We start from the raw sequence: 22,757 nt of genomic DNA, 5'->3' as shown, positions 1-22,757 counted from the left end.
GGATGCTGTCCTCGGGCCAGCTGCTGGCCGAGAGGTACAAGCTGACGAGCCGGATCGCCGTCGGCGGGATGGGCGAGGTCTGGCAGGCCAGCGACACCCGGCTGGACCGGACCGTGGCCGTCAAGATCCTCAAGGCCGAGCTCTCCGGTGACGCCGAGTTCCTCCACCGCTTCCGGACCGAAGCGCGGATGACGGCGTCGCTCAACCACCCCGGCATCGCCGCGGTGCACGACTACGGCGAGACCGTGTTCGACGGCGACCTGTCGATCGCGTACCTCGTGATGGAGCTCGTCGACGGCGACCCGCTGGCCGGCCTGCTGGCCAAGCACGGGCGGCTGTCGGCGGAGTTCACGCTCGACATGCTCGAGCAGGCGGGCAACGCGCTGCAGGCCGCGCACGAGCAGGGCCTGGTCCACCGCGACGTCAAGCCGGGCAACATCCTGGTGACGTCGACGGGCCAGGTCAAGATCACCGACTTCGGGGTGGCGAAGGCCGCCGACGCCGCCCCGGTCACCCGGTCCGGCATGGTCATGGGCACCGCGCACTACATCGCGCCGGAGCAGGCGCTCGGGCACCCGGCGGAGCCGGCGTCCGACGTCTACTCGCTGGCGGTGTGCGGGTACGAGTGCCTCGCCGGGCACCGGCCGTTCCTCTCCGAGAACGCCGTCACGGTCGCGATGATGCACATCCGCGACATCGCGCCGCCGCTGCCACCCGACGTGCCGCCCGCGGCCCGCGCGGTGATCGAAGCGACGCTGGTCAAGGACCCGCGGCAGCGCTACAACAACGGCGGCGAGTTCGCGGCCGCCGTCGCCGCGGTCCGGGCCGGGCTGCCGTTGCCCACGCCGTCCGGCCTGGTCAACGCCACCTACGCGACCGGCCAGCAACCGCAGCAACAGCCGCCGCAGCAGCAGGTTCCGCCGCAGCCGGTCCCGCCGCAGCAGCAGCACGTGCCGGTCGGGCCGCCGTCCCCGGCGGTGAACCCCATGGTCGTCATCGGCCCGCCGTCCCGCCCCGCGGTGCGGCCGGTCATGATGCCGGTCCCGAAGAAGAAGTCCCAGTGGGGCTGGTGGGCGCTCCTCGCGGCCATCCTGCTCGTTGTCCTGGTGGCGGGGATCGTGCTGATCGCCAAGATGATCGGCAGTTCCGGCTCGCCACCGCACACCGGACAGACGTCGAGCCAGGTGGTCCCGGGCAGACAGCCGCCCACGGAAGAACCGCCCGCGACGAGTGTCCTACCGGCGGAGTCTCCCGGCACGACCGACGATGGCCAGCAAGGCATCATGACCACACCTTGGACGGAATGGAACGGCACCCAGAGATGAGCACACCCAGACTGCTCTCCAACCGGTACGAGCTGGGCGAAACGCTCGGCTACGGAGGCATGTCCGAGGTCCATCACGGCCACGACGTGCGCCTCGGCCGGGAAGTCGCGATCAAGATCCTCCGTGCCGACCTCGCCAGGGACCCGCAGTTCCAGGAGCGCTTCCGCCGCGAGGCGCAGAACGCCGCCGCGCTGAACCACCCGGCGATCGTCGCGGTCTACGACACGGGTGAGGCCAACACCGAGTTCGGGCCGCTGCCGTACATCGTCATGGAGTACGTCGAAGGCCGGACGCTGCGCGACATCGTCAAGACCGAAGGCCCGATGTCGCAGAAGCGCGCGATGGAGGTCATGGCCGACGTCTGCGCGGCGCTGGACTTCTCACACCGCCACGGCATCGTGCACCGCGACGTCAAGCCGGCCAACGTGATGATCACGAAGAACGGCGCGGTCAAGGTGATGGACTTCGGCATCGCGCGCGCGATGCACGACGGCCAGTCCGCCATGACCCAGACCGCCGCGGTGATCGGCACGGCGCAGTACCTGTCGCCGGAGCAGGCCCGCGGTGAGTCCGTCGACGCCCGTTCCGACGTCTACGCCGCGGGTTGCGTGCTGTACGAGCTGATCACCGGCGAGCCGCCGTTCACCGGGGACTCCCCGGTCGCGGTGGCCTACCAGCACGTCCGGGAAGACCCGAACCCGCCGTCGTCGGTGAACCCGGCGGTGGCCCCGGAGCTGGACGCCGTCGTGCTGAAGGCGCTCGCGAAGGGCCCGGCGAACCGCTACCAGTCGGCGGCGGAGATGCGTTCGGACCTGGTGCGCACCTTGTCGGGCCAGCGCCCGGCCGCGCCGATGGTGATGTCCGAGGACGAGCGCACGCAGGTCATGAACGCCGACCGGCGGCAGCCGCAGCGCTACGAGGAGTACAGCGAGCCGGACGACGAGGACCCGAAGGCCAAGCGCCGCCGCCGCACGATCCTGGCCGCGCTCGCCGCGCTGTTCGTGCTGGGCGCGGTGCTGCTCATCATGTGGCTGTCGGGCTCGTTCAAGAGCAACGAGAACGCCACGGTCGCGATCCCGGACGTGCTGCACCAGACGGTGCCCCAGGCCCGGGAAACGTTGACCGGCAAGGGCTTCAGCACCTTCGAGACGAAGAACGTGACGTGCGGGGTGCAGCCGACCGACGGCAGCCCCCAGTGCGGGCAGGACGACATCAACAAGGTCGTCAAGATCGACCCCTCGGTCGGCACCCAGGTCGCGACCAGCACGAAGATCGTGATGTACGTCGGCGTCGCCCCGGGCAAGGCCAGCGTGCCGGACCTCAAGGGCAAGACCCGCGACCAGGCGGAGAAGGCGCTGACCGACGCGAAGCTGACGCTGAACCCGGACGTCCAGGAAATCGAGGTCGACGACCCGAACCAGGCCGGCCTGGTGCAGAACCAGACGCCGTCGGCGTCGTCGGAGGTCGACGAGGGCACCAGCGTGCAGATCACGGTCGCGAAGTCCAAGGAGCTCAAGCAGGTCCAGGACTTCACCGGCAAGCCGTACTCGCAGGCTGACTCTTCGTTGCGCGCGCTCGGCTTCAAGACCAAGAAGGTCGAGCAGGCTTCGGACTCGGTGCCGAAGGACAGCGTCATCACGCAGAACCCGAACGGCGGTTCGCTGGCCGTGGGCCAGACGATCACGCTGACGGTGTCGACGGGTCCGGAGAACACCGACCAGATCCAGATGCCAACGCTGGTCGGGATGACCACCGAGCAGGCGGAGGACAAGCTGCGGAGCATGGGCTGGACCGGGAAGCTGAACGAGAAGTCCGACCGGAACAGCAATGCGCAAGAAGGCACGATCACCGGCCAGAGCCCGCAGCCGGGCTCGCAGATCGCCAAGGACGCGAACGTCACGGTGACCGTGTCCGAGGGCAACGGGATCCCGAGCTTCACGCTCACGCCGCCGAGTTCGCGCTAGCGAAGCCGAAAAAGGCCCCGCACGGTTCGCCGTGCGGGGCTTTTTCGTGCCCGGGTGAAGAGATCAACCACCGAGCGAGTGCCATGATCCACCGACGTGCTGGCCGCCGTTCGGGATCACGATGGCAACACCGCCGCAGGAAAGCCCGCTGGTGATGCGCTGCGGCACCCCGGTGTGGTTGATCGAGTTGGTCCACGCGTAAGCGTTGCCGTCCCAGCATTGCCCGGGCGCGATGGGCGAAACGTAGCCCAGCGAGACCCACGATGAGTTGAAGAAGCAGAAGTACCCCGCCGAGCAACTGGCTTGGGCACTCACCGGGGCAGCCCGCTGTTCACCGGCGTAGGACGCCGTCGCCATTACCAACGGCAGCACTGCGGCCGCCACCACCGACATCGCGTGCAGGCATCCACGTCTCATGATGATCATCGTAACTCTGAGTGGTAGCGGGACTACAATCGCGAAACTGGTTGATTTTCGTCGTTCAGGCTTTGTCGAGGAAACCCCGGACGGCACCGAGCACCTGTTCGGCGTCGCTCGCCGGGCCGCAGTCGAGTTCGAGTTCCTCGGCCGCGCCGGAGCGTTTGACCTTCAGGGAGACGCGGGCTTCGCGGCAGCGCCGCAGCCAGGCGAAGAGGGAGCTGCAGAAGACGCCGGCGGAGTTGCTCGTCACGCCGACCACGACGGCGTCGAAGAGCTGGACGCGGCCGCGGAGTTCGTCTTCGCCGCGCAGCCAGGCGGCGAGCTCGGGGAGCTCGCCGTCGGAGTCTGGCACGGTGATCGCGACGATCCCAGCCGTCACCCGTTCTCCCTTCACCCGGAACCGGAGAGGCCCCGAACCTTAGTCGGACACCTGGTCCGGCAGGAAGTCCGGTCCGGAAATTGAATTCTGCAATTTGCAATCACGAGCGACGGCGGACCAGTGCGGAGACGGCGAAGAAGCTGACAGCCAGCAGTGCCGCCGACGTCCCGAGCGCGAGCGCCAGCGGGCCGGCGACCGGTTCCTCGTCGGTCAGGGCGTGCAGCAGCGGGTGGACCAGCGGAATCTTCGCCAGCAGGACGACGATCAGCGTGATGACGGCGGCGAGCACCGTCCAGCCGATCCGGTGCACCAGCAGCCGCGAGCACGGGAGGGCGATCGCGATGCCCAGCAGCGCGCACGCGAGGTGGGCGAGCAGCCCGATGCCCAGCGCCGACGGCTGGACCTTCAACGACTTGAGCGCCGACCAGACCTCGGTGATCACCGTGAGGACCAGCGAACAGGCCAGCACCGCGAGGATCGCGCCGGTGACCAGCCGCCGCCAGTGGCGGGCGTGGCTGAGGGTCACCAGGCGCTGGACCGGGTCCTCGATGTCGAGCAGCGCGATCGTCAGCCAGCACGACACGACCAACAGGCCGCCGGCGCTCACGCCGAACAGCGGCAGCGGCGGCGAGTTCGGGTCGGCGTAGAGGATCACGCAGAGCGCGAGGTAGGCCAGCAGCGCGGGCAGGTACCGCTGCGAATGGCCGAGCAGCACGAAGTAGTAGCGGGTCATGGCGAGCACGGCGCCACCTCCCGCACCGACCAGCCGTCCTTCAGCGCCCGCAGCAGCACGGCGTCCACCGAAGCGACTTCGACCGTGAGCACCACCTGGGCGCCTTCGACGACCGCGTGCCGGACGCCGGGCTCGTCGGCCCAGCCGGTGCCGCCGCCGCGCAGGACGATGCGGGTGGTCGGCTCCGCGCTTTCCGCCGTGAGCCTGCCCTCGTCGATGAGGTGGACGACGTCGGCGTGGTCGTGCACGACCTGCGGGCGGTGGTCGGTGAACACAACGCTCGCCCCGCGCGCCCGCGTCTCGGCGACGAGTTCGCCGAGGATCGCGTGCGTGCCGACGTCGAGGCCGGACCACGGCTCGTCGAGGATCAGCAGGTCGGGGCGCACCATGACGGCCTGCGCGAGCCCGACCTTCTGCGCGTTGCCCTTGGACAGCGTCCGCAGCGGCGCGGCCGGACCGCCGACCAGCGCCAGCCGTTCCAGCAGCGGGTCGATCACCGAGAGGTCGGTGAGCCCGTGGATGCGCGCCATGTGCCGCAGGTACGCCCGCGCGCCCATGCGCTGGCCTGCCGGGAAGCGGTCCGGCAGGTAGCCGATCCGCGGGCTGCCCGTGAGGGACCCGGTGGTCGGGTGCGAGACGCCCGCCAATATTCGCAGCAGCGTCGACTTGCCGGACCCGTTGCTGCCGAGGACGCCGACGACGTGCCCGGGTTCGACGGTCAGGTCGACGTCGCGGAGGACGAAGTCACCGCGCCCGTACCGCTTGCCGACCCCCGCGAGCCGGATCACGCAACAGCGGCCTTCTGGAGCGCCTTGGTCGCGCGCTCGAGCTCGTCCACCCGGACCGGGTCGACGGGATGACCGGCGGCGGCCAGCCAGTTCGCCAGCATCCGGTGCCCGCCCTCGGTGAGCACGGACTCCGGGTGGAACTGGACGCCTTCCAGCGGCAGCTCGCGGTGCCGCATGCCCATCACGATGCCGGACTCGGTGCGCCCGGTGACCTCGAAGACGTCTTCGGCGATCGTGTCGGGCAGCACGGTCAAGGAGTGGTACCGGGTGGCTGTGAACTCCGCCGGCAGGTCCTTGAGGATGCCGGCGCCGGTGTGCCGCACCTGGCTCGTCTTGCCGTGGAGCAGCTCCGGCGCGCGGTCGACGGTGGCGCCGTAGACGACGCCGAGCGCCTGGTGGCCGAGGCAGACGCCGAGCATCGGCGTGCGCGTCTCGGCGCACTTGCGGATGACGTCCATGCTCTGGCCAGCGCGTTCGGGTGTCCCGGGGCCGGGCGAAACCAGCACGGCGTCGAACTCGGGCACGCGGTCGAGGTCCACGACGTCGTTGCGCCAGACCGTGCAGTCGGCGCCGAGCTGGGCCAGGTACTGGACCAGGTTGTAGACGAAGCTGTCGTAGTTGTCGACGACGAGGACGCGCATGGCGCCGAGCTTACCGGCTCCCAGTCCGTGGACCGTACGCCAAATCACATTTCGAGTTAGGTGACCCTAACTTACGGTGGAACGTGTGAGCCGAACTCTTCGCGTAGCCGTGGTGGGCGCCGGTCCCGCCGGGATCTACGCCGCCGACATCCTGGACAAGTCCGACGCCGATGTGCAGATCGACCTGTTCGAGCGCATGCCGGCGCCGTTCGGGCTGATCCGGTACGGCGTCGCGCCCGACCACCCGCGCATCAAGGGCATCGTGACCGCGCTGGAGAAGGTGCTGTCGAAGCCGAACATCCGGCTGCTCGGCAACATCGACTACGGCACCGACATCAAGCTCGACGAGCTGCGCGAGTTCTACGACGCGGTGATCTTCTCCACCGGCGCGTCGGCCGACCGCGCGCTCGGCATCCCGGGTGCCGACCTCGACGGCAGCTACGGCGCCGCCGACTTCGTGTCCTGGTACGACGGCCACCCGGACGTGCCGCGGACCTGGCCGCTGACCGCGACTTCGGTCGCCGTGCTCGGGGTCGGCAACGTGGCGCTCGACGTCGCGCGCGTCCTCGCGAAGACGGCGGACGAGCTGCTCACGACCGACATCCCGGACAACGTCTACCAGGGCCTTAAGGCCAGCCCGGTGACCGACGTGCACGTGTTCGGCCGCCGCGGGCCGGCGCAGGCGAAGTTCACGCCGCTGGAACTGCGGGAGCTGGACCACTCGCCGAACGTCGAGGTCATCGTGTACCCCGAGGACATCGAGTTCGACGAGGGCAGCATCGCGGCGCTGCGCGCGTCGAAGCAGATCGACATGGTCGTGAAGACGCTGCAGGAGTGGGCGATCCGCGAGCCCGGTACCCGGCAGCGGCGGCTCCACCTGCACTTCTTCCACTCCCCCGCGGAGATCGTCGGCACGGACGGCCGCGTCACCGGGCTGCGCACCGAACGCACCGAGCTGACCGGCGATGGGAACGTGCGCGGCACCGGCGAGTTCCACGACTGGGACGTCCAGGCGGTCTACCGCGCGGTCGGCTACCTGTCCTCGCACCTGCCGGAAATCCCGTTCGACCACGTCGCGGGCGTCGTCCCGAACCAGGCGGGCCGGGTGCTGGACCTGGACGAGAACCAGCTGCCGGGCGTGTACGTGACGGGCTGGATCAAGCGCGGCCCGGTCGGCCTGATCGGCCACACGAAGGGCGACGCGGCGGAGACAGTCGCGAGCCTGCTGGCGGACGCGGACACGTTGACGGAGCCGAAGTTCTCGTCGCCGGACGCGATCCTGGACTTCCTGGCCACCCGCGGCATCCCGTTCACGACGTGGGACGGCTGGGGCCGCCTCGACGCGCACGAGAAGGCGCTCGGTTCGGCGGCGGGCCGCGAGCGGATCAAGGTGGTCGAACGCGACGAGATGACGCGGGTTTCGCGCGGTTAGACGTCCGCGCCGAGGTAGGCGAGCACGGCCAGCACGCGGCGGTTCGTGTCGTCCGAAGCCGAAATCCCGAGCTTCGCGAAGATGTTCGCCGTGTGCTTGCCGACCGCGCCTTCGCTGAAGTGCAGCTTCGCCGCGATCGCCGCGTTCGAACAGCCTTCCGCCATCAGGCCCAGCACCTCGCGCTCGCGGGGCGTCAACGCGGCCAGCGGGTCGGAAGCGTTGCCCGCCACCAGTTTCGCGATCACCTCGGGGTCCATCACCGTGCCGCCGGCGGCGACCCGGCGGACCGCGTCGATGAACTGGTCGGCGTTGAACACGCGGTCCTTCAACAGGTAGCCGATCGCGCCCGTGCCGTCGGCGAGCAGCTCGCGCGCGTACAGCTGCTCGACGTGCTGCGACAGCACCAAAATCGGCAACCCCGGGGTTTCCCGGCGGGCCGCGAGCGAGACCTGCAGGCCCTCGTCGGTGTTCGTCGGCGGCATCCGGACGTCCACAATGGACACGTCAGGACGGTGCTCCCGCAACGCGTCCGCCAGTTCCGGGCCGCTGCCGACCGCCGCGACGACGTCGAAGCCGTGCGCCGCCAGCAAGTGCGTCAGACCGTCTCGGAGGAGGTACTGGTCTTCGGCGACAACGGTTCTGGGTCGATCTGACACGGGAGCTCCACGGTCGCCCTGGTCGGCCCGCCGATCGGGCTGGTCAGCGTCAACCTACCGTCGAAGGCGCCCAGCCGGCGCTCGATTCCGCGGAGTCCGGATCCGCGCGCCGGGTTGGCGCCGCCCGGGCCCTCGTCGGTCACCACCAGCGTCACCTGGTCGTCGTCGAAGGAAACGTCGATCGACGCCCGTTTCGCGCCGTGCTTGGCCGCGTTGCCGAGCAGCTCCGACACCGTGAAGTACGCGCACGCCTCCACCGGCTCCTCCAGCCGGCCCGGCAGCGAGCCGGTGACCTGGACCTTGAGCGGGCTGTCCAGCGCCAGCGCGCGCACGGCGTCCAGCAGCCCGCGCTCGGACAGCACCGGCGGGTGGATGCCGCGGATCAGCACCCGCAGTTCGGTGAGCGCCTCCGACGACGCCGCGCGCAGCTCGGCCGCGAGCCGTTTCGCCGCGGCCGGATCGGTGTCCACCAGCGCTTCGACGGCGCCGAGCTTCATGCCCATCGCGACCAGCCGGGACTGGATGCCGTCGTGCAGGTCGCGCTCGATGCGCCGCAGCTCCGCCGCCTGCGCGACCGTGACGTCGGTGCGCGTCTGCTTGAGCCGTTCGACGCGCCGGGCGAGCCGGGACGACTCGGTCGGCCCGAGCCACAGCTTGACGAACCGCGCCTGCTGCCGGGCGAGCCACGTGGTCGGCACCAGGCCGGCGACGATCATCGCCAGCGCCAGCGGGGTCTGCGCGAGCGCGCCCAGGTGCGTCGACACCTCAGGCAGGACCAGCCAGCGGACCGGTGAGGACACGAACGGGCGCCAGATCCACAGCGTCGCCAGGCCGACGAACCCCCAGCCGAGCAACGCCACCGTCGGCAGCGTCAGCGCCAGCGACACGAGCGGGATCAGGCCGCCGCCGGCGAGGTCGCGCCAGGTGGCCCGGTCGCCGAGGACCCACCGCCGCCGCGCGTGCTGCACCGGCCAGAACGGCTCCTCGTACAGCTGCTTGCCGACCTGGTAGAGCCCGTCCGGACGGGGTACCGGCAGCCCGGGCGGCGGCAGGTACGGGCGGGTGATCCGCACCCCGGTCCAGGTCCCGGCTTCGCGCCGCAGCGTGTCGGTGATGGTCCGGCTCCACAGCACGACCGGGGCCGCCACCGGCAGCGCGCCGGCGATGACGACCAGCTGCCACGCCGAGAACACGAACTGCACCAGGGAAAGCACGAGGATGCCGATTTGGTGCCCCAGCGATTCCAGGTGCCGCTGCAGCCAGTTCCCCCGGCGTTCGACGACCGGCCGGGGACCGAGCCACCAGCGCGTCCACCGGCCGTAGCCGCGCAGCACCGGCGGCCCACCGAACAGCACCGCGACCGGCAGCAGCAGCGTGACGAGCGGGTTCACCAGCTGCCACGCGAACTCGCGCTCGGCCGCCGGGTCCTCCAGCGCCCAGGTGAGCCGGTGCTGCCAGCGGATCCAGAACGCCCGCTTGTAGAGCGTGTTGCCGTCGCGGTACCAGCCGTCGCGCTCGCGGACCGGCTCCGGCGGCTCGGGCTGGTACGGCGTCGCGACTTCGACGCCACACCAGCGTCCGGCAAGGGCACGGGCCGTCGTCGAGCGGCCGCGGGCCCATTCGACCGCGGGGCCGAGGAAGAACACCAGCCCGACGCACAGCAGCGCGAACGCGATCAGCTCGACGAGCACGTCGAACCAGCTCAGCAGCGACCGCGCGGCCAGCGCCAGCGCCCGGCCGAGGGCCCGTGGGTACGTCATCCCGGCACCTCCTTCCCCCGGAATCCTCGCCGAACCACCCGCGCGGGCGCACTGCCCGGAGCCCCACGAACGGGGTGGGCCCAGCCCCACCCCCGCTTCAGCAAAACGCTACCTGAGCTGGGGTTTCAGCGTCATTCCGAGCGAGCCGACCGATTCGTAGCTTTGTCGGCATGCCCCTCATCGAAGTCACCGACCTCCGCAAGCGCTACGGCTCCCGGGTCGCGGTCGACGGCGTTTCGTTCACCGTCGAGCGCGGCGAAATCTTCGGCATCCTCGGCACGAACGGCGCCGGGAAGACCACCACCGTCGAATGCCTCCAGGGCCTGCGCCGGGCCGACAGCGGCACGCTGTCCGTGCTCGGCCTCGACCCGGCGGCCGACCGGACCGCGCTGACCCGCCGCGTCGGCGTCCAGCTGCAGGAAAGCCAGTTGCCCGCGAAGCTGCGGGTGCGCGAGGCGCTCGAGCTGTTCGCGTCGTTCTACCCCGACCCGGCGGACATCGACGTCCTGCTCGACCAGCTCGACCTCCGGGCCCACGCCCGCCGCCCGTTCGGGAAGCTCTCCGGTGGCCAGAAGCAGCGCGTCTCGATCGCGCTGGCCCTGGTGGGGCAGCCCGAACTGGCGATCCTCGACGAGCTGACCACCGGCCTCGACCCGCACGCCCGCCGGGAGACGTGGCAGCTCGTCGAAGGCGTGCGCGCCACCGGCGTCACGGTCCTGCTCGTCACCCACTTCATGGACGAAGCCGAGCGGCTCTGCGACCGCGTCGCGATCTTCGACGCCGGGCGCGTGGTCGCGACCGGCACCCCGACCGAGCTCCGCGCCGCGGCCGGGGCAGCCACTTTGGACGACGCGTTCGTCTCGCTGACCGGGAGCGCACTGTGAACACCTTCGCCAAGATCACCACCACCGAAACGAAGCTCTTCCTCCGCTCGCCGTTCATGGCGATCGCCGGCGTCCTGCTGCCGGCCGCGATCCTGCTCGCCGTCGGGGCCATCCCCGGCATGACCGAACCCAGCCCGGCCGCCGGCGGGCTCCGGTTCATCGACGCCTGGGTGCCGTCGGTGGTCGTGATCAGCCTGGCGATGCTGGCGCTGCAGTCGATCCCGGGCGCGGTCGCCGCCTACCGCGAGCAGGGCGTGCTGCGCCGGCTGGCCACCACCCCGGTGCACCCGGCGAACCTGCTGGGCGCGCAGCTGCTGATCCACGTCGTCGTGGCGCTGGCGGGCATCGGACTGACCCTGGGCGTGGCCCACGCCGCCTACGACGTCCCGCTGCCGAAGCACCCGGCGTCGTTCGCGCTGACGCTGCTGCTCGGCACGGTCTCGATGTTCGCCTTCGGCCTGCTGGCGGCCGCGGTCGCCCGGACGGCCAAGAGCGCGGGCGGGTTCGCGCTGATCGCTTTCCTGCCCACGATGTTCTTCGGCGGCGTCTACCTGCCGCGGCCGCTGCTGCCGGAGGTCCTGCGGCGGATCGGCGACTACGTCCCGCCGGGCACGCAGCCGCTGCAGGACGCCTGGGTCGGCGCCGGCGTGCAACCGCTGCAGCTGGTCGTGCTCGGCGCCTTCGCGGTGGCCGGAACGGCGTTGGCGGCGAAGCTCTTTCGCTGGGAGTGACCGGACCTTCCGCCATATTGGTGATGATCATCGTTTTCTCTTGTGGCCGGGCCACCCGGCCGGTAGCCAAGAGGGTGGCCCTGCTCAAACTGGAGGTTCGATGTCCCTGGACGTGTCACCCGCGCTGCTGGAGAAGGCCGAGCGCGGGGAGGTCACCGACGCCGAGTTCGTCACCTGCGTCAAGGAATCCCTGCCGTACGCCTGGGAGGTCATCACCGGCGTCATCGCCGACGCCGAGGGCGCGGCGGACGGCTTCGCCGACAACGAGACGCCGCCGCCGAGCGAGGCCGCCCGCGGGCAGCTGCTGCGCGCGCTGGCCTCGGACGCGATCCGCGGCGGCCTCGAGCGGCACTTCGGCGTCAAGCTGGCGTTCCAGAACTGCCACCGGGTCGCCGTGTTCAAAACGTCCGAAGTGGACGGTGACCGCTACCGCGCGTTCGTCTCGCCGCGCGGCCAGCTGCTCAACCAGAGCCCGGAACTGCGGGACTGCTAGCCCGCAGCGCGGGCAGCACCTCGGTGCCGATCCGCGCGATGTTCGCGTACGTGCCCTCCGGCGTACCCGACGCTTCCACGAACATCAGCACGTGGGAGACGCCGGTGCGCCGGAGGCTCGTCTCCAGGGTCCGCACGCAGTGGTCCGCGTCGCCGACGGGGTGGATCGCGCAGAGCCGTTCGGTGTACTCGCCCGGATCCCGCGACGGCCCCGGCCGCCCGTCGACCGTCACGTGCGCGCCGAGCCCGTCCTTCAGCCACGCCGGGAGCGCCTGCCGGACGACGTCGGCGTCGCCCACCTGGCAGAGCACGGTCGAGACGTGCGCCGCCGGCTTCCCGTAGGCCGCGACGGTTTTGGCTTTCTCCTCGTCGTCCGCGTGCAGGCCGAGCAGCAGCGGCAGGTTCCTCGCCGCCGCTTGGCGCACCGCGTCCGACTTCGGCCCGCCGCACGCGACGACGACGTCCGGCCGCCGCTCGGGCGCGGGCACCACGGGCACCTCCCGGAACGCGAAGTGCCGCCCTCGCGCGTGCACCCGGCCGGTGGTGGCCCGCAGGAAGACGTCGAGGGTCTCCTCGAAGCCGGTCTCGTAGCGGTCCAGCCCGGTGCCGAAGACCTCGAGGTCCTGCCAGGGACCACCACGCCCGACGCCGAGCCGCAGCCGCCCGCCGGAAACGGCGTCGAGCATCGCCCACTGCTCGGCAAGCGCGACCGGGTGCGTGGTCGACAGGACGCTCACCGCGGTCCCGACCCCGATCCGCGACGTCCGCCCGAGCACGTACCCGGCCAGCGTGATGGCCGACGGGCAGACGCCGTAGGGCAGGAAGTGGTGTTCGGCGAACCAGACGTCGTCGAACCCGGCTTCCTCGGCCACCTCGGCGGCGCGGACGGACCGGCGCAGGACGTCACCGTCCGGCTGGCCGGGGAAGCGGCCGCTGACCAGGAAGACGCCGAACCTCAGTTGACCGCGACCTCGTTGAACCACAGCCGGGGCTCCAGCCACGGGAAGATCACGAACATCAGCAAAGCGACCACGCCGAGCACGAGGACCACCGCGATCGTCAGCTTGACCGCGAACGGGCCGGGGAACTTCCGCCACAGCCAGGCGTACATCAGGCCTCCCCGATCTTCGAAAGCAGGTCGCCGTAGTCCTTGACCTGGTTCTTCGGCACCTGCTGGGTCAGCACCGAGGTGATGATGAGCCGCTCGCGGGCGGAGAACTGCGGGTGGCACGTCGTGAGCGTGAGCAGCGCCGCCTGCTGGGCCTTCGGGAGCGTGTCGGCGTCCTTGTACGGGACCGGGTTCACCGCGGTGCCCTGGCTGGGCAGGACGACCTTGCGGCCGAACGTCTCGCTGTACGCGCCGCCGTCTTCGGCGTTCGGGTCGCGCAGGGTCGAGACGCCCTTGCACTTCGGGTCGGCGCCCTTGGTGCCCGCCCAGTTCTCGACCTCGTCGTCGTACGGCAGCACCTTGTAGATGTAGAAGTCGGTCGAGGTTTCGATCACGATCTGGTCACAGGAGGAGAGGTTGTCCAGGTCGTTGAACGGGGCGCCCTTGCCGACGCGGTGGCCGGCCACGGCGAAGTTGCCGGGCTCGCCGGGCAGCGACGTGCCCTTGTAGTGGCCGGGGCCGACTTCGAGGGCGGCCTCGTCGGTGCCCTCCTGGATGGTGAAGTTGTAGTCGACGCCGAACGACGGGATGTGGATGCGGGCGAACGCCTTGCCGTCGATCAGCTCGGGGTGCAGCGTCCGGTCGTGCGCCCACTCGCCGTCGAGCTGGTCGCTCGCCTCGGACTGCTTGCCCGCCGAGAACAGGTCGGTCACGTAGAGCTCGTAGACCATGAACAGCAGCACGACCAGGCCCAGCGTGATGAGGATTTCGCCGGCCGTCCGGATCGCGACGCCGCCCTTGCCCAGCGGCGCGGGGGCGGGCTTCTCCTTGGTCGCGGCGCCACCCTTCCCGACCGGGGCGAAGACGACGGTCTCCTCGTTCGCGCCGGGCGGCGGCGGGCTGGCGTAGCGGCGGGGCGCGGGCGAACGCCGGGGCGGCTGGCCCTGGGGGCCGCGCTGGGGCGGCCGCGGCGGCACCTGGCCGCGAGGAGGCGTGGCGGGGCGGCGGGGCGGCACCGGCCGCTGCCCTGGGTGTCTGCGCCGGTCGTCATCCGGTCCTTCGCGCATCTCCACGCAAGCTCCTCTCAAGCCGCGCCGAACCCTGGGTGACGCCGTTGTCACGGTGCGGGAAAATCCGACCAGTCCGGCCGCTGCTTTCCTGCGGTCGTTTACGTTAACGTGTGCACGTGGCGCTGGTTGCGCACCCTCAGCGGGACATCGCCACCAGACGAGCCCGAAGAGCACCGCGAGGAACACACGATGCCCAAGTCCAAGGTCCGCAAGAAGACGGCTTACACCCCGCCTGCCGACCGGCGCACGCCGGTGAAGGTGCGGGCAGCCGGCCCCACCGGCCTCGCCTGGAAGATCCCCATGTTCGGGCTGATGCTCGTGGGCCTGGTGTGGCTGCTGGTGAACTACATCGCCGGGGACAAGATCTCCTGGATGGCCGATCTGGGCAACTGGAACTTCGCCGGCGGGTTCGCGCTGATGATCGCGGGTCTGCTCATGACTATGCGCTGGCGCTGATTATTACTCCGATTGGCGGCTTGACGCCGAATTACACCGGTGTGACTCATCCCCAGTGTGGATAACCCCTGTGGATAACTACCCCACCTCTTGGGCGCCGCGCCGGGCCGTTGTGGTATCGGCCTGGGCGGTCACGGCGTTGCTGCTGCTCGGCGTGGTGACCGACGCGCTGCGCGGCGACCGCGGCGGGCTGGTGCTGTTCGCGCTGGCGGCGGTGGCCGTCGGCGCGTTCGCCGCCCACGCCACGCTCGTCCGGCCGCGGCTGGCCGCCGACGCCGAGGGCCTGGTGGCCCGCACGCTGGGTGGTGAGCACCGGCTGCCGTGGGTGCAGACCCGCACGCGGCTGCGCACCACCCGCCGGATGGGCCGCGACGGCGTCACCCTCGAGGTCGAGCACGACGAGCAGCTGTACGTCTTCGGCCGGCTGGACCTCGGCGAGGACCCGCGGGACGTCCTGGACGTCCTCAGCACGCTGCGGGCGCGCGGCTAACCGCAGCTGTAGAGCTGAACCCCGCGGTACTGGACGAACCCGCAGGTCTCGGGCCCGTACTGGCTCCCTTGGAACGCCAGCAGGCCCACGATGGCCAGCACGATGATCACCAGCCCGATGGCCTGCCAGCGCAGCTGGTTCGCCTCCGGGGCGTAGAGCAGGGCGACCGTGACCAGCGCGCCGGTGACCAGGCCGCCGACGTGCGCGTAGATCGAGATGCCCGGGATGCCGAAGGTGATGAAGGCGTTCAGGGCGAGGGTGATGATCAGCCCGGTCGGGTTCAGCCGGAGCTTGAGCACGATCACCGCGTAGGCGCCCATCAGGCCGAACAACGCGCCGGACGCGCCGGCCGTCGACTTCTGCGGGTCGTCGAACAGCAGCACGGCCGCGGACGCGCCGAGCATGGAGATGAAGTAGAGCGCCAGGTAGCGGCCCCGGCCGCAGACCTGCTCCAGCGACCGGCCCATCATCCACAGCGAGAACATGTTCACCGCGACGTGGATCGGGCCGTAGTGCAGGAAGCCGCTGGTGAAGACCCGCCACCACTCGCCGTTGCCGAGGGTCGCGTCGCCGTAGAGCTTGCCGTACTGGAACAGCGCCGAGAAGTCGTTGTCGTTGAGGCTCTGCGCCTGGAAGACGGTGAAGAGGAAGACCAGGACGTTCACCGCGAGGATGACCTGGGTGACGAGCACGGACTGCGAGAGGCGCGCGCCGAACACCGTCCGCTGGCCGAAGCCGGCTTCCTGGTAGCCGCGGTGCTGACGGCGCTGCTGCTGGCCCCCGGTGTGCACGCAGTCGGTGCACTGGAAGCCGACGGGGGCTTCGCGGAGGCAATCCGGGCACGCCGGACGCCCGCACCGGGAACAGCTCAGTCCGGTCGGGCGGTTCGGGTGCCACCAGCACCCGGGGAGCGCGGCTTGTTCGGCGGCGGGGTTCGGCGGTTGGTTCACGATGGAACCAACCTACCGAAACCTCGCTGCACGGGCCGTCAGTGCTCGATGGTGACCTTTTCGATCACGACGTCGGTCAGCGGGCGGTCCGCCGGGCCGGTGGCGGTCCGGGCGATCGCGTCGACGACGTTGCGCGACTCCTGGTCGGCCACCTCGCCGAAGATCGTGTGCCGGAAGTTCAGGTGGGCGGTCGGCGCCACGGTGATGAAGAACTGCGAGCCGTTGGTGCCGGGCCCGGCGTTCGCCATCGCCAGCAGGTACGGCTTGCTGAACTGCAGCTCCGGGTGGAACTCGTCGCCGAACTTGTAGCCGGGTCCGCCGCGGCCGGTGCCGGTCGGGTCGCCGCCCTGCAGCATGAAGCCGTCGATGACCCGGTGGAAGATCGAACCGTCGTAGAAGGGCCCGGAGTTGGTGCCCGCCGCGTTCGGCTGGGTGTACTCCTTGGTGCCTTCCGCGAGCCCGACGAAGTTCGCGACCGTCTTCGGCGCGTGGTCGGGGAGCAGGTTCAGGTGGATGTCACCCTGGTTGGTGTGCAGCGTAGCTTTCACGAGGCTCATCGTGCCATCTGCGGCGGGCGGCGGGAAAAAGGGGCACGATAGGTTACGGGTAACAGAGCAGTGTCAAAACGAATGATGAGGTGAAGCCCATGTCCCGGGCGACAGCCCAGGCCGTCGAGACCGCCGACAAACTCGTCACCGAGGGTGTCAAGCAGGGGCGGCGCGCGCAGAAGAAGCTCGCGAAGAAGACGGAACTGACCCGCAAGGAGCTCAAGAAGAGCTCGAAGGCCGCTCGCCAGGAGGCGCTCGCGCGCCTGTCCGAGCTGCGCAAGCCGGGTCGCAAGGCGAAGAAGGCCGCCATCAAGGCCGCGAAGGCGGCCGGCGAGTCGAAGCGCCGCGGCAAGAAGGACTTCAAGGCGGCGAAGAAGGACTTCTACGCTGCCGTGACCGAGGCCAAGTCGGCCGCGAAGGGCACCCGCGGCCGTCGCAAGTGGCCGTGGCTGCTCGGCCTGGTCGTGGTCGGCGCCGGCGCCGCCTACGCCCTCCGCTCGAAGCAGGAGCCGCCGGTCGCGCCCGCGCCGCCGAAGGCCACCCCGCCCGCGCCGAAGCCCGCCGAAGCGGCGAAGCCGACCCCGCAGGCCAACGGCAAGGCGCCCTCGCCCGCGCCCGCGCCCGCCGAAAAGAAGAACTGAACGCGACGCGAAGAGGCCCCCGGGGGTGCACCGGGGGCCTCTTCAGTCGTGCTCGGGGCTAGCTCACGCGTTGGCGGCGTGCTTGTCGACCAGCGCGCCCAGGCGGGGCAGCGCCTCCTCGACGTTCTTCTTGCCGTTCGGGCGCAGCTTGCTGTAGACCTTCTTGATGCTGTCGCGGCTGCTCTTCTCCGCGCGCGAGTCGGTGACGCTCAGCAGCGCGTCGGAAGCCTCGTCCGAGCGGCTGGACAGGTAGGCACCGAAGTCGTTGCCGCCCTTGGCGCGGTAGTCGCCGTAGAACGGCTCGAGCGCGACCACGAAGTCGGGCAGCAGGGTGTCGACGGCCGAGGGGATGATGCCCGGCTTGATCTTCTTGACCGCGGCGAAGCCGGTCTTCACAACGGCACCCGAAACGCCGCCCTTGTCCGAGACCTCGGCGTCGACGAGGGTCTCGAAGTCGGTCACGACCGCCGGGCGACGGCTGGAGTCGAGCAGGATTTCCTTGAGGGTGTCAGCCACGAATCTTGTCCTTTGTCGTTGCAGAGTTGGTGCCCCGCCCCGGGGTGGGGATGCCCCGGTGGCTGCGGTGCGCGAGTCCACGAAGCCTGCGCGTGACGCACAGGGTAATACAAGATCAACATCACTCACCCGTGTGGAGCCCGCTACCTAGAGCTTCAGGGCAGCGATAGCCTTCTTGACCACTGTGCGTGCCTTCACGCTTTGCTTCTGGTTGGTGGTCGCGATGACCGCCGCCGGGCCCTTGGCGACAGCGTAGACAGCGCCGTCGTCGGTGGACAAATAGCCGCCCTTCCAGCCGGAAGGGTCGCTCGCCGGGTTCGACGAGTCCACCGGCGCCGCCTGGTTGACCAGCGCCGTCGCCGTCTTCGCGTCGCCGACGTACACCCGAACGGTGAGCTGGACCTTCCCGTCCGGGCGATAGAAGAAGCACGCCGGGTGGGGCTGGTCGGCGGACACGCGCACCTTCGAGACGTGCTGGCCGTTCGAGTCGGCCACGAATTCGCTGTCCAGGTACGGGCAGTCCGCGGTCGCGCCCGGCTGCGGTTCCGGCGGCAGGCCGGTGCCGGCCGTCGACGCGGCGGACGGCGAACTGGGCGTCGCGGTGCCGGTCACGGTGGTGGCGCCGCAGCCGGCCAGCAGGACCACGGCGGGCGCGAGAAGTACGAGTCGTCGCATAGCGCGCACAGTCAACCATGAGGCGTGTGTGAAAACCGCTGGCCGACGTCGCCGTGAGACGATGGCCGCGAGGTCGGTCCAGATCAGGGAGGTCCCGGCGTGCTCACCCCCGAGCAGTACCTCGGCGCGGTGGCCGAGCGCATCCAGCGCTCGGGCGGCCGGCTGAACTCCGTGCAGATCGGGCCCGCGACCGCCGTCGTCGGCCTGTTCACCGAATCGGTGATGCTTTCGACGATGAACTACTGCGTCATCGCGGCGGCCGTGCCCGAGGTCAGCGCCGCGGCGCTGTACGACTTCACCGGCCGCGCCACGCAGCACGCGCGCGCCAACATGATCGGCACCATGGGCTGGACCGCGGCTTCGGTCGTCATCGCCGGGCTCGTCGGCCAGCGCGTGTACCCGGACGCCGCGCAGGCCGCGTCCGCGAAGTCGGGCAACCAGTTCGGCGGCGAGACGCGGATGGTCGCGGTCGACCTCTCGGCCGGGCAGATGTTCGCCTTCGTCGGCGGGAAGTTCTGGGGTGCCGCCGTGCAGGGGTCGGTCAACGCCAAGCTGACCTACTGCTTCCCGCAGCCCGCCGAGGTCTACCAGCAGGTGCAGTGGCAGCAGGCGCAGCACCAGCAGCAGCAACCGCCGCCCGCGCCGCAGCAGCCGCCGCCGGGCTGGCAGCAGCAGCCACCGATGCCGCAGGTCCCGCCGCCACCGGTGGTCGGCCCGGCCGGTCCGCAGCCGCCGGTCTACCCGCCGCCGGGGCAGCACCCGCAGCAGGGGCCGTACGGTTACTGACATGGTGCGGTTGCGCGGCTGGCCCTCGTTCCCCGAAGAACTCCCCGTGTTCACGCCGGAAACGGCGCCGGCCGACCCGCAGGCGCTGTTCCTGGAGTGGCTTACCGAGGCCGGCGAGCACGTGCTCGCACCGCACGCCGTCACGCTGTCCACAGTGGACGCCGATGGCGCGCCGGACGCCCGCGTCGTTATCCTCAAGGACGTCGGGCCGGCCGGCTGGGCGGTCGCGACCAGCTCGGAAAGCCCGAAGGGCCTGCAGCTGCGCAAGGATCCCCGTGCCGCGCTGACGTTCTTCTGGCCCGGCCGCGGCCGTCAGGTCCGGCTGCGCGGACCGGTCTCCCCCGCCGCGCCCGAGGTGTCGGCGGAGGACTTCCTCGCCCGGCCGCCGGCTTCCCGCGTCGAAGCGTTCATCGGGCGCCAGTCCCAGGTGCTGGCGGACCCGGCGGACCTCGACGCGGCGGCCGCGGAAGCGGAACGCTGGGTGGCTGAGAACCCGTCCACCGCGCCCGAAACGTGGACGCGGTACCTCGTCGACCCGGACACCGTCGAGTTCTGGCAGGCGAGCCACGACCGGCGGCACGTGCGGCTGCGGTACCGCAAGAGCGACGGCGGCTGGGTCCGCGAACGCCTTTGGCCCTGATCGGGGGTATCCCGCACGCGGGCGGCTGTGCGCATGATGCACCCATGCGCTCGAAGATCCTGACCGCCGGGCTGGTCCTGGCGCTGACCGCCGCACTCGGGGGTGTGGCCTCGGCCGACGCGCGTCCTGGGGGACGACCGAAGCTGACGGATCCGCACCCGTGCCCGGGACAGCCGGGCTTCACCTGCTCGACGTTGACCGTGCCGCTCGACCACACCGGCCGCGTGCCGGGGACGCTCGACCTCGCCGTGGCGACCGCCGACAACGCCGACGCGCCCAAGGGCGTGCTGCTGTTCCTGACCGGCGGTCCCGGGCAGGGCGGCGTCGGCTCCATCACGCGGATCGCGAAGCAGCGGCTGCCGGAAGTCGCGAAGGACTACCGGTTCGTCATGCTCGACCAGCGCGGCACCGGCCCGTCGGGCGCGCTGAAGTGCCCGGGCCTGCAGGAGCAGATGGGCAGCTCCGACATCGCGACGCCGTCCCGCGAGGCCGTGCTCGAGTGCGCGCACATCCTCGGCGACACGGCCCCGCTGTACTCGACCGACCAGACCGTCGCGGACTTCGACCAGCTGCGCCGCGCGCTGGACGTGCCGAAGATGGTCGTCGACGGCGTCTCGTACGGCTCCTTCACGGCGGCGCGGTACGCACTCGCGCACCCGGCGAACGTCAGCAAGGTCGTGCTCGATTCCGTGCTGCCGCACCACGCGACCGCGTCGGCGTCGCTGTACCTGACCGGCCTGACGGCCGAGGCCCGGGTGCTGCGCGCGGCGTGCGCGGTGGCCCCGGCCTGCGGCTACGACCCGGCCGACGACCTGGCGTGGGTGGTCCGCCACCGCGGGACCGCCGACGGCGTGCGGATCTTCGACCTGGTCGTCACCTACGAGTTCGTCGACCCGACCTACCGCAACGCTGAGGCGGGCGACCTCATCGGCGCCCTCCACGAAGCCCGCGGCGGCAGTTCAGCGCACCTGGACGGCTTGCTGGAGGCGTACAAGTCCGGCGGCGACGACCCGGCGGGGTTCAGCTCCGGCCTCCACGCGGCGACGCTGTGCGCGGACCAGCGCTTCCCGTGGGGCTCCGCGGCGACGCCGGTGTCGCTGCGGCAGCCGTTGCTGTCGCTGGCCGCCCGGACGTTGCCGCCGAGCGCGACCTGGCCGTACACCACGGAAGTCGCGACGCAGCAGGGATTCATCCAGAGCTGCCTCCCGTGGCCGGCCGAACGCCCGGGTTCGAACCCGGCCGGGAAGCTGCCGGACGTCCCGGTGCTGCTGCTCAACGGCGACCGAGACCTGTCGACGCCGCTGGAGTGGGCGAAGGAGGAAGCGGCCCAGGCCCCGCGCGGCCGGTTGGTGATCGTGCCGGGCGAATCCCACTCGATCCAGAACCGGGAGCGCGGGCACGCGGGCCGCGACGCCGTGCTCAGTTTCCTCCAGTAGCCGACCAGGTGACCGGCAGTTCGTGCACGCCGTAGATGTTCATGTCCGTCCGCAGCTTCACCTCCCCGGCCGGCACGGCGAGTTCCAGCGTCGGGAAGCGGCGCAGCAGGGCCTCGAAGCCGGCGCGCATCTCGATGCGGGCCAGCTGCTGGCCGAGGCACTGGTGGACGCCGTGGCCGAAGGAGAGCAGGCCGCGGGCGTTGCGGTGGACGTCGAGGGTGTCCGGGTTTTCGAAGCGGCGGGGGTCGTGGTTCGCGGCCAGCAGCGAAACCACGACCGTCGAGCCCTTGGGGATCGTTTCGCCGCCCAGCTCCAGGTCTTCGGTGGCGTAGCGGAAGAAGATGTCGGCCACCGACAGGTAGCGCAGCAGCTCCTCGACGGCGCCCGGCAGCAGGTCCGGGTTCGCGCGCAGCTCGGCGGCCTGCTCCGGGTGCTCCAGGAGCGCGAAGGTGCCCAGCGACAGCATGTTCGCGGTCGTCTCGTGGCCGGCGAGCAGCAGCAGGAACGCGGCGCCGGTCAGCTCCTCGACGGTCAGGTCTTCGTGGCGGGCCAGGTCGGACAGGATGTCGTCACCGGGCTCGGCGCGCTTGTTCGTGACGAGTTCCGTCAAGTACGTGTTCAGCGCGACGTACGCGCCCATCTTCGTCTCGAGCGGCTGGTCGCGGACCATGAACTGCGCCGAGTTCGCCTGGAAGCTGTCCCGGTCCGCGTACGGGACGCCGAGCAGCTCGCAGATGACCAGCGACGGCACCGGCAGCGCGAACTCCTTCACCAGGTCGATCGGCGGGGTGAGCCGCGCCAGGTGGTCCAGCTGCTTCTCGACGATCTCGACGATGTGGTCCTCCAGCGTCTTCATCCGCTTGACGGTGAAGGCGCCGGTGAGCTTGCGGCGCAGCCGGCCGTGGTCCGGCGGGTCCATCGCGATGAACATGCCGGGGAGCTGCGGCGACGGCTCGGTCGGGGTGGGCATGCCGGTCTCGTACGGCACGTGGATGACGTCGAGGTCCAGCCGCGAGCTGAACCGGGTGTCGGCCATCATCTGCCGCACTTCTTCGTAGCCGGTGACGAGCCAGCCCTCGTGGCCGTCGGGGAAGACGAGCGGGCTGACGGGGCGCGCGTCGCGCAGCCGGCTGATCTCGCTCGGCGGGTCGAACGGGCCGGCGTCGCGTTCCATCGCCAGACCGTGCGGGACGTTGCTCATCGGATTTCCTTTCGTGGTGGCTGCCACCACGGTGG

At 70.7% G+C, this 22,757-nt stretch carries 27 protein-coding genes; 12 read left to right on the top strand and 15 right to left on the bottom strand.

Annotation, left to right across the window (positions count from 1 at the left end; all coding sequences use genetic code 11):
• Window positions 1-2: 2 nt before the first annotated feature.
• A complete protein-coding gene (locus EIY87_RS18285; RefSeq protein ID WP_125309459.1) occupies window positions 3-1,325 on the top strand; it encodes a serine/threonine-protein kinase in 1,323 nt (440 codons plus the stop codon).
• A complete protein-coding gene (gene pknB, locus EIY87_RS18280) occupies window positions 1,322-3,289 on the top strand; it encodes a Stk1 family PASTA domain-containing Ser/Thr kinase (protein ID WP_125309457.1) in 1,968 nt (655 codons plus the stop codon). Before EIY87_RS18285 ends, pknB begins: the two co-directional genes overlap by 4 nt.
• 63 nt (window positions 3,290-3,352) lie before the next feature.
• Here the strand turns inward: pknB and EIY87_RS18275 are convergent, their stop codons facing one another.
• The 5 genes from EIY87_RS18275 to EIY87_RS18255 all read right to left on the bottom strand — a co-directional run bounded on the left by EIY87_RS18275 (window position 3,353) and on the right by EIY87_RS18255 (window position 6,250).
• Window positions 3,353-3,706: a hypothetical protein gene (locus EIY87_RS18275; protein WP_125309455.1), complete on the bottom strand. Its 354-nt coding sequence runs from the start codon at window positions 3,704-3,706 to the stop codon at window positions 3,353-3,355.
• Window positions 3,707-3,770: 64 nt separating this feature from the next.
• The gene (locus EIY87_RS18270) at window positions 3,771-4,088 is read right to left on the bottom strand and encodes an effector-associated constant component EACC1 (RefSeq protein ID WP_086856190.1); all 318 of its coding nucleotides are present in this window, start codon (window positions 4,086-4,088) and stop codon (window positions 3,771-3,773) included.
• A 100-nt stretch (window positions 4,089-4,188) separates the two neighbouring features.
• Window positions 4,189-4,830 carry a hypothetical protein gene (locus EIY87_RS18265; RefSeq protein WP_125309453.1) on the bottom strand — a complete coding sequence of 214 codons (642 nt, stop codon included), beginning with the start codon at window positions 4,828-4,830 and terminating at the stop codon, window positions 4,189-4,191.
• Complete coding sequence (locus tag EIY87_RS18260; RefSeq protein ID WP_125309451.1) at window positions 4,818-5,609, bottom strand: ABC transporter ATP-binding protein; 792 nt, start codon at window positions 5,607-5,609, stop codon at window positions 4,818-4,820. Before EIY87_RS18260 ends, EIY87_RS18265 begins: the two co-directional genes overlap by 13 nt.
• A complete protein-coding gene (locus tag EIY87_RS18255; protein WP_125309449.1) occupies window positions 5,606-6,250 on the bottom strand; it encodes an aminodeoxychorismate/anthranilate synthase component II in 645 nt (214 codons plus the stop codon). Before EIY87_RS18255 ends, EIY87_RS18260 begins: the two co-directional genes overlap by 4 nt.
• A gap of 112 nt (window positions 6,251-6,362) precedes the next feature.
• Here EIY87_RS18255 and EIY87_RS18250 point away from each other — a divergent pair, with 112 nt between their 5' ends.
• The gene (locus tag EIY87_RS18250) at window positions 6,363-7,682 is read left to right on the top strand and encodes an FAD-dependent oxidoreductase (RefSeq protein ID WP_125309947.1); all 1,320 of its coding nucleotides are present in this window, start codon (window positions 6,363-6,365) and stop codon (window positions 7,680-7,682) included.
• Here EIY87_RS18250 and EIY87_RS18245 read toward each other — a convergent pair.
• Entirely contained in the window at window positions 7,679-8,338 is a 660-nt protein-coding gene (locus EIY87_RS18245; RefSeq protein WP_125309447.1) for a response regulator, read from the bottom strand. The two genes, EIY87_RS18250 and EIY87_RS18245, sit on opposite strands and share 4 nt — an antisense overlap.
• Window positions 8,278-10,098, bottom strand: a complete 1,821-nt coding sequence (locus EIY87_RS18240) for a sensor histidine kinase (protein ID WP_125309445.1) — start codon at window positions 10,096-10,098, stop codon at window positions 8,278-8,280. Before EIY87_RS18240 ends, EIY87_RS18245 begins: the two co-directional genes overlap by 61 nt.
• A 170-nt stretch (window positions 10,099-10,268) precedes the next feature.
• Between EIY87_RS18240 and EIY87_RS18235 the strand changes: the two genes are divergently transcribed.
• The 3 genes from EIY87_RS18235 to EIY87_RS18225 all read left to right on the top strand — a co-directional run bounded on the left by EIY87_RS18235 (window position 10,269) and on the right by EIY87_RS18225 (window position 12,206).
• A complete protein-coding gene (locus EIY87_RS18235; RefSeq protein ID WP_125309443.1) occupies window positions 10,269-10,982 on the top strand; it encodes an ABC transporter ATP-binding protein in 714 nt (237 codons plus the stop codon).
• Window positions 10,979-11,713, top strand: a complete 735-nt coding sequence (locus EIY87_RS18230; RefSeq protein ID WP_125309441.1) for an ABC transporter permease — start codon at window positions 10,979-10,981, stop codon at window positions 11,711-11,713. The genes EIY87_RS18235 and EIY87_RS18230 overlap by 4 nt, the downstream gene beginning before the upstream one ends.
• A 100-nt stretch (window positions 11,714-11,813) precedes the next feature.
• Complete coding sequence (locus tag EIY87_RS18225; protein ID WP_086856199.1) at window positions 11,814-12,206, top strand: SCO5389 family protein; 393 nt, start codon at window positions 11,814-11,816, stop codon at window positions 12,204-12,206.
• Here the strand turns inward: EIY87_RS18225 and EIY87_RS18220 are convergent.
• From EIY87_RS18220 to EIY87_RS18210, 3 genes are read right to left on the bottom strand one after another with little or no spacing between them, the layout of a single operon-like run.
• A complete protein-coding gene (locus EIY87_RS18220; RefSeq protein ID WP_225439922.1) occupies window positions 12,175-13,188 on the bottom strand; it encodes an LLM class flavin-dependent oxidoreductase in 1,014 nt (337 codons plus the stop codon). The two genes, EIY87_RS18225 and EIY87_RS18220, sit on opposite strands and share 32 nt — an antisense overlap.
• Window positions 13,161-13,316: a hypothetical protein gene (locus EIY87_RS18215; protein ID WP_125309437.1), complete on the bottom strand. Its 156-nt coding sequence runs from the start codon at window positions 13,314-13,316 to the stop codon at window positions 13,161-13,163. Before EIY87_RS18215 ends, EIY87_RS18220 begins: the two co-directional genes overlap by 28 nt.
• Window positions 13,316-14,380, bottom strand: a complete 1,065-nt coding sequence (locus EIY87_RS18210; RefSeq protein ID WP_125309945.1) for a class E sortase — start codon at window positions 14,378-14,380, stop codon at window positions 13,316-13,318. The genes EIY87_RS18215 and EIY87_RS18210 overlap by 1 nt, the downstream gene beginning before the upstream one ends.
• Before the next feature lie 192 nt (window positions 14,381-14,572).
• Between EIY87_RS18210 and crgA the strand changes: the two genes are divergently transcribed.
• Together crgA and EIY87_RS18200 are read left to right on the top strand one after the other, a co-directional pair.
• Window positions 14,573-14,839, top strand: a complete 267-nt coding sequence (gene crgA, locus EIY87_RS18205; RefSeq protein ID WP_033261030.1) for a cell division protein CrgA — start codon at window positions 14,573-14,575, stop codon at window positions 14,837-14,839.
• Between the two features lie 112 nt (window positions 14,840-14,951).
• Complete coding sequence (locus tag EIY87_RS18200; protein ID WP_125309943.1) at window positions 14,952-15,329, top strand: PH domain-containing protein; 378 nt, start codon at window positions 14,952-14,954, stop codon at window positions 15,327-15,329.
• Here EIY87_RS18200 and EIY87_RS18195 read toward each other — a convergent pair.
• The gene (locus tag EIY87_RS18195) at window positions 15,326-16,120 is read right to left on the bottom strand and encodes a rhomboid family intramembrane serine protease (RefSeq protein WP_125309435.1); all 795 of its coding nucleotides are present in this window, start codon (window positions 16,118-16,120) and stop codon (window positions 15,326-15,328) included. The two genes, EIY87_RS18200 and EIY87_RS18195, sit on opposite strands and share 4 nt — an antisense overlap.
• 197 nt (window positions 16,121-16,317) lie before the next feature.
• Window positions 16,318-16,836 (bottom strand): peptidylprolyl isomerase, encoded by a 519-nt coding sequence (locus tag EIY87_RS18190; protein ID WP_191984142.1) that lies wholly within the window; start codon window positions 16,834-16,836, stop codon window positions 16,318-16,320.
• A gap of 89 nt (window positions 16,837-16,925) precedes the next feature.
• Between EIY87_RS18190 and EIY87_RS18185 the strand changes: the two genes are divergently transcribed.
• Window positions 16,926-17,468 (top strand): hypothetical protein, encoded by a 543-nt coding sequence (locus EIY87_RS18185; protein ID WP_125309433.1) that lies wholly within the window; start codon window positions 16,926-16,928, stop codon window positions 17,466-17,468.
• Between the two features lie 63 nt (window positions 17,469-17,531).
• Here EIY87_RS18185 and EIY87_RS18180 read toward each other — a convergent pair whose 3' ends face one another.
• Together EIY87_RS18180 and EIY87_RS18175 are read right to left on the bottom strand one after the other, a co-directional pair.
• Window positions 17,532-17,984, bottom strand: coding sequence for a DUF6918 family protein (locus EIY87_RS18180; protein ID WP_125309431.1), 453 nt, complete (start codon window positions 17,982-17,984; stop codon window positions 17,532-17,534).
• Between the two features lie 147 nt (window positions 17,985-18,131).
• Complete coding sequence (locus EIY87_RS18175; protein ID WP_191984141.1) at window positions 18,132-18,659, bottom strand: DUF2020 domain-containing protein; 528 nt, start codon at window positions 18,657-18,659, stop codon at window positions 18,132-18,134.
• Window positions 18,660-18,758: 99 nt separating this feature from the next.
• On the opposite strand from EIY87_RS18175, the gene EIY87_RS18170 reads away from it, so the two are divergent.
• The 3 genes from EIY87_RS18170 to EIY87_RS18160 are packed head-to-tail and all read left to right on the top strand — an operon-like array spanning window position 18,759 to window position 21,521.
• Complete coding sequence (locus EIY87_RS18170; RefSeq protein ID WP_125309429.1) at window positions 18,759-19,445, top strand: hypothetical protein; 687 nt, start codon at window positions 18,759-18,761, stop codon at window positions 19,443-19,445.
• Between the two features lies 1 nt (window position 19,446).
• Window positions 19,447-20,085: a pyridoxine/pyridoxamine 5'-phosphate oxidase gene (locus EIY87_RS18165; RefSeq protein ID WP_125309427.1), complete on the top strand. Its 639-nt coding sequence runs from the start codon at window positions 19,447-19,449 to the stop codon at window positions 20,083-20,085.
• Between the two features lie 44 nt (window positions 20,086-20,129).
• A complete protein-coding gene (locus EIY87_RS18160) occupies window positions 20,130-21,521 on the top strand; it encodes an alpha/beta fold hydrolase (RefSeq protein ID WP_125309425.1) in 1,392 nt (463 codons plus the stop codon).
• Here the strand turns inward: EIY87_RS18160 and EIY87_RS18155 are convergent.
• Complete coding sequence (locus EIY87_RS18155; protein ID WP_125309423.1) at window positions 21,505-22,722, bottom strand: cytochrome P450; 1,218 nt, start codon at window positions 22,720-22,722, stop codon at window positions 21,505-21,507. The two genes, EIY87_RS18160 and EIY87_RS18155, sit on opposite strands and share 17 nt — an antisense overlap.
• Between the last annotated feature and the right edge of the window lie 35 nt (window positions 22,723-22,757).

This window comes from Amycolatopsis eburnea (assembly GCF_003937945.1).
Taxonomy (GTDB): Bacteria; Actinomycetota; Actinomycetes; order Mycobacteriales; family Pseudonocardiaceae; genus Amycolatopsis; species Amycolatopsis eburnea.
This window is presented reverse-complemented; position numbering and strand designations above follow the sequence as displayed.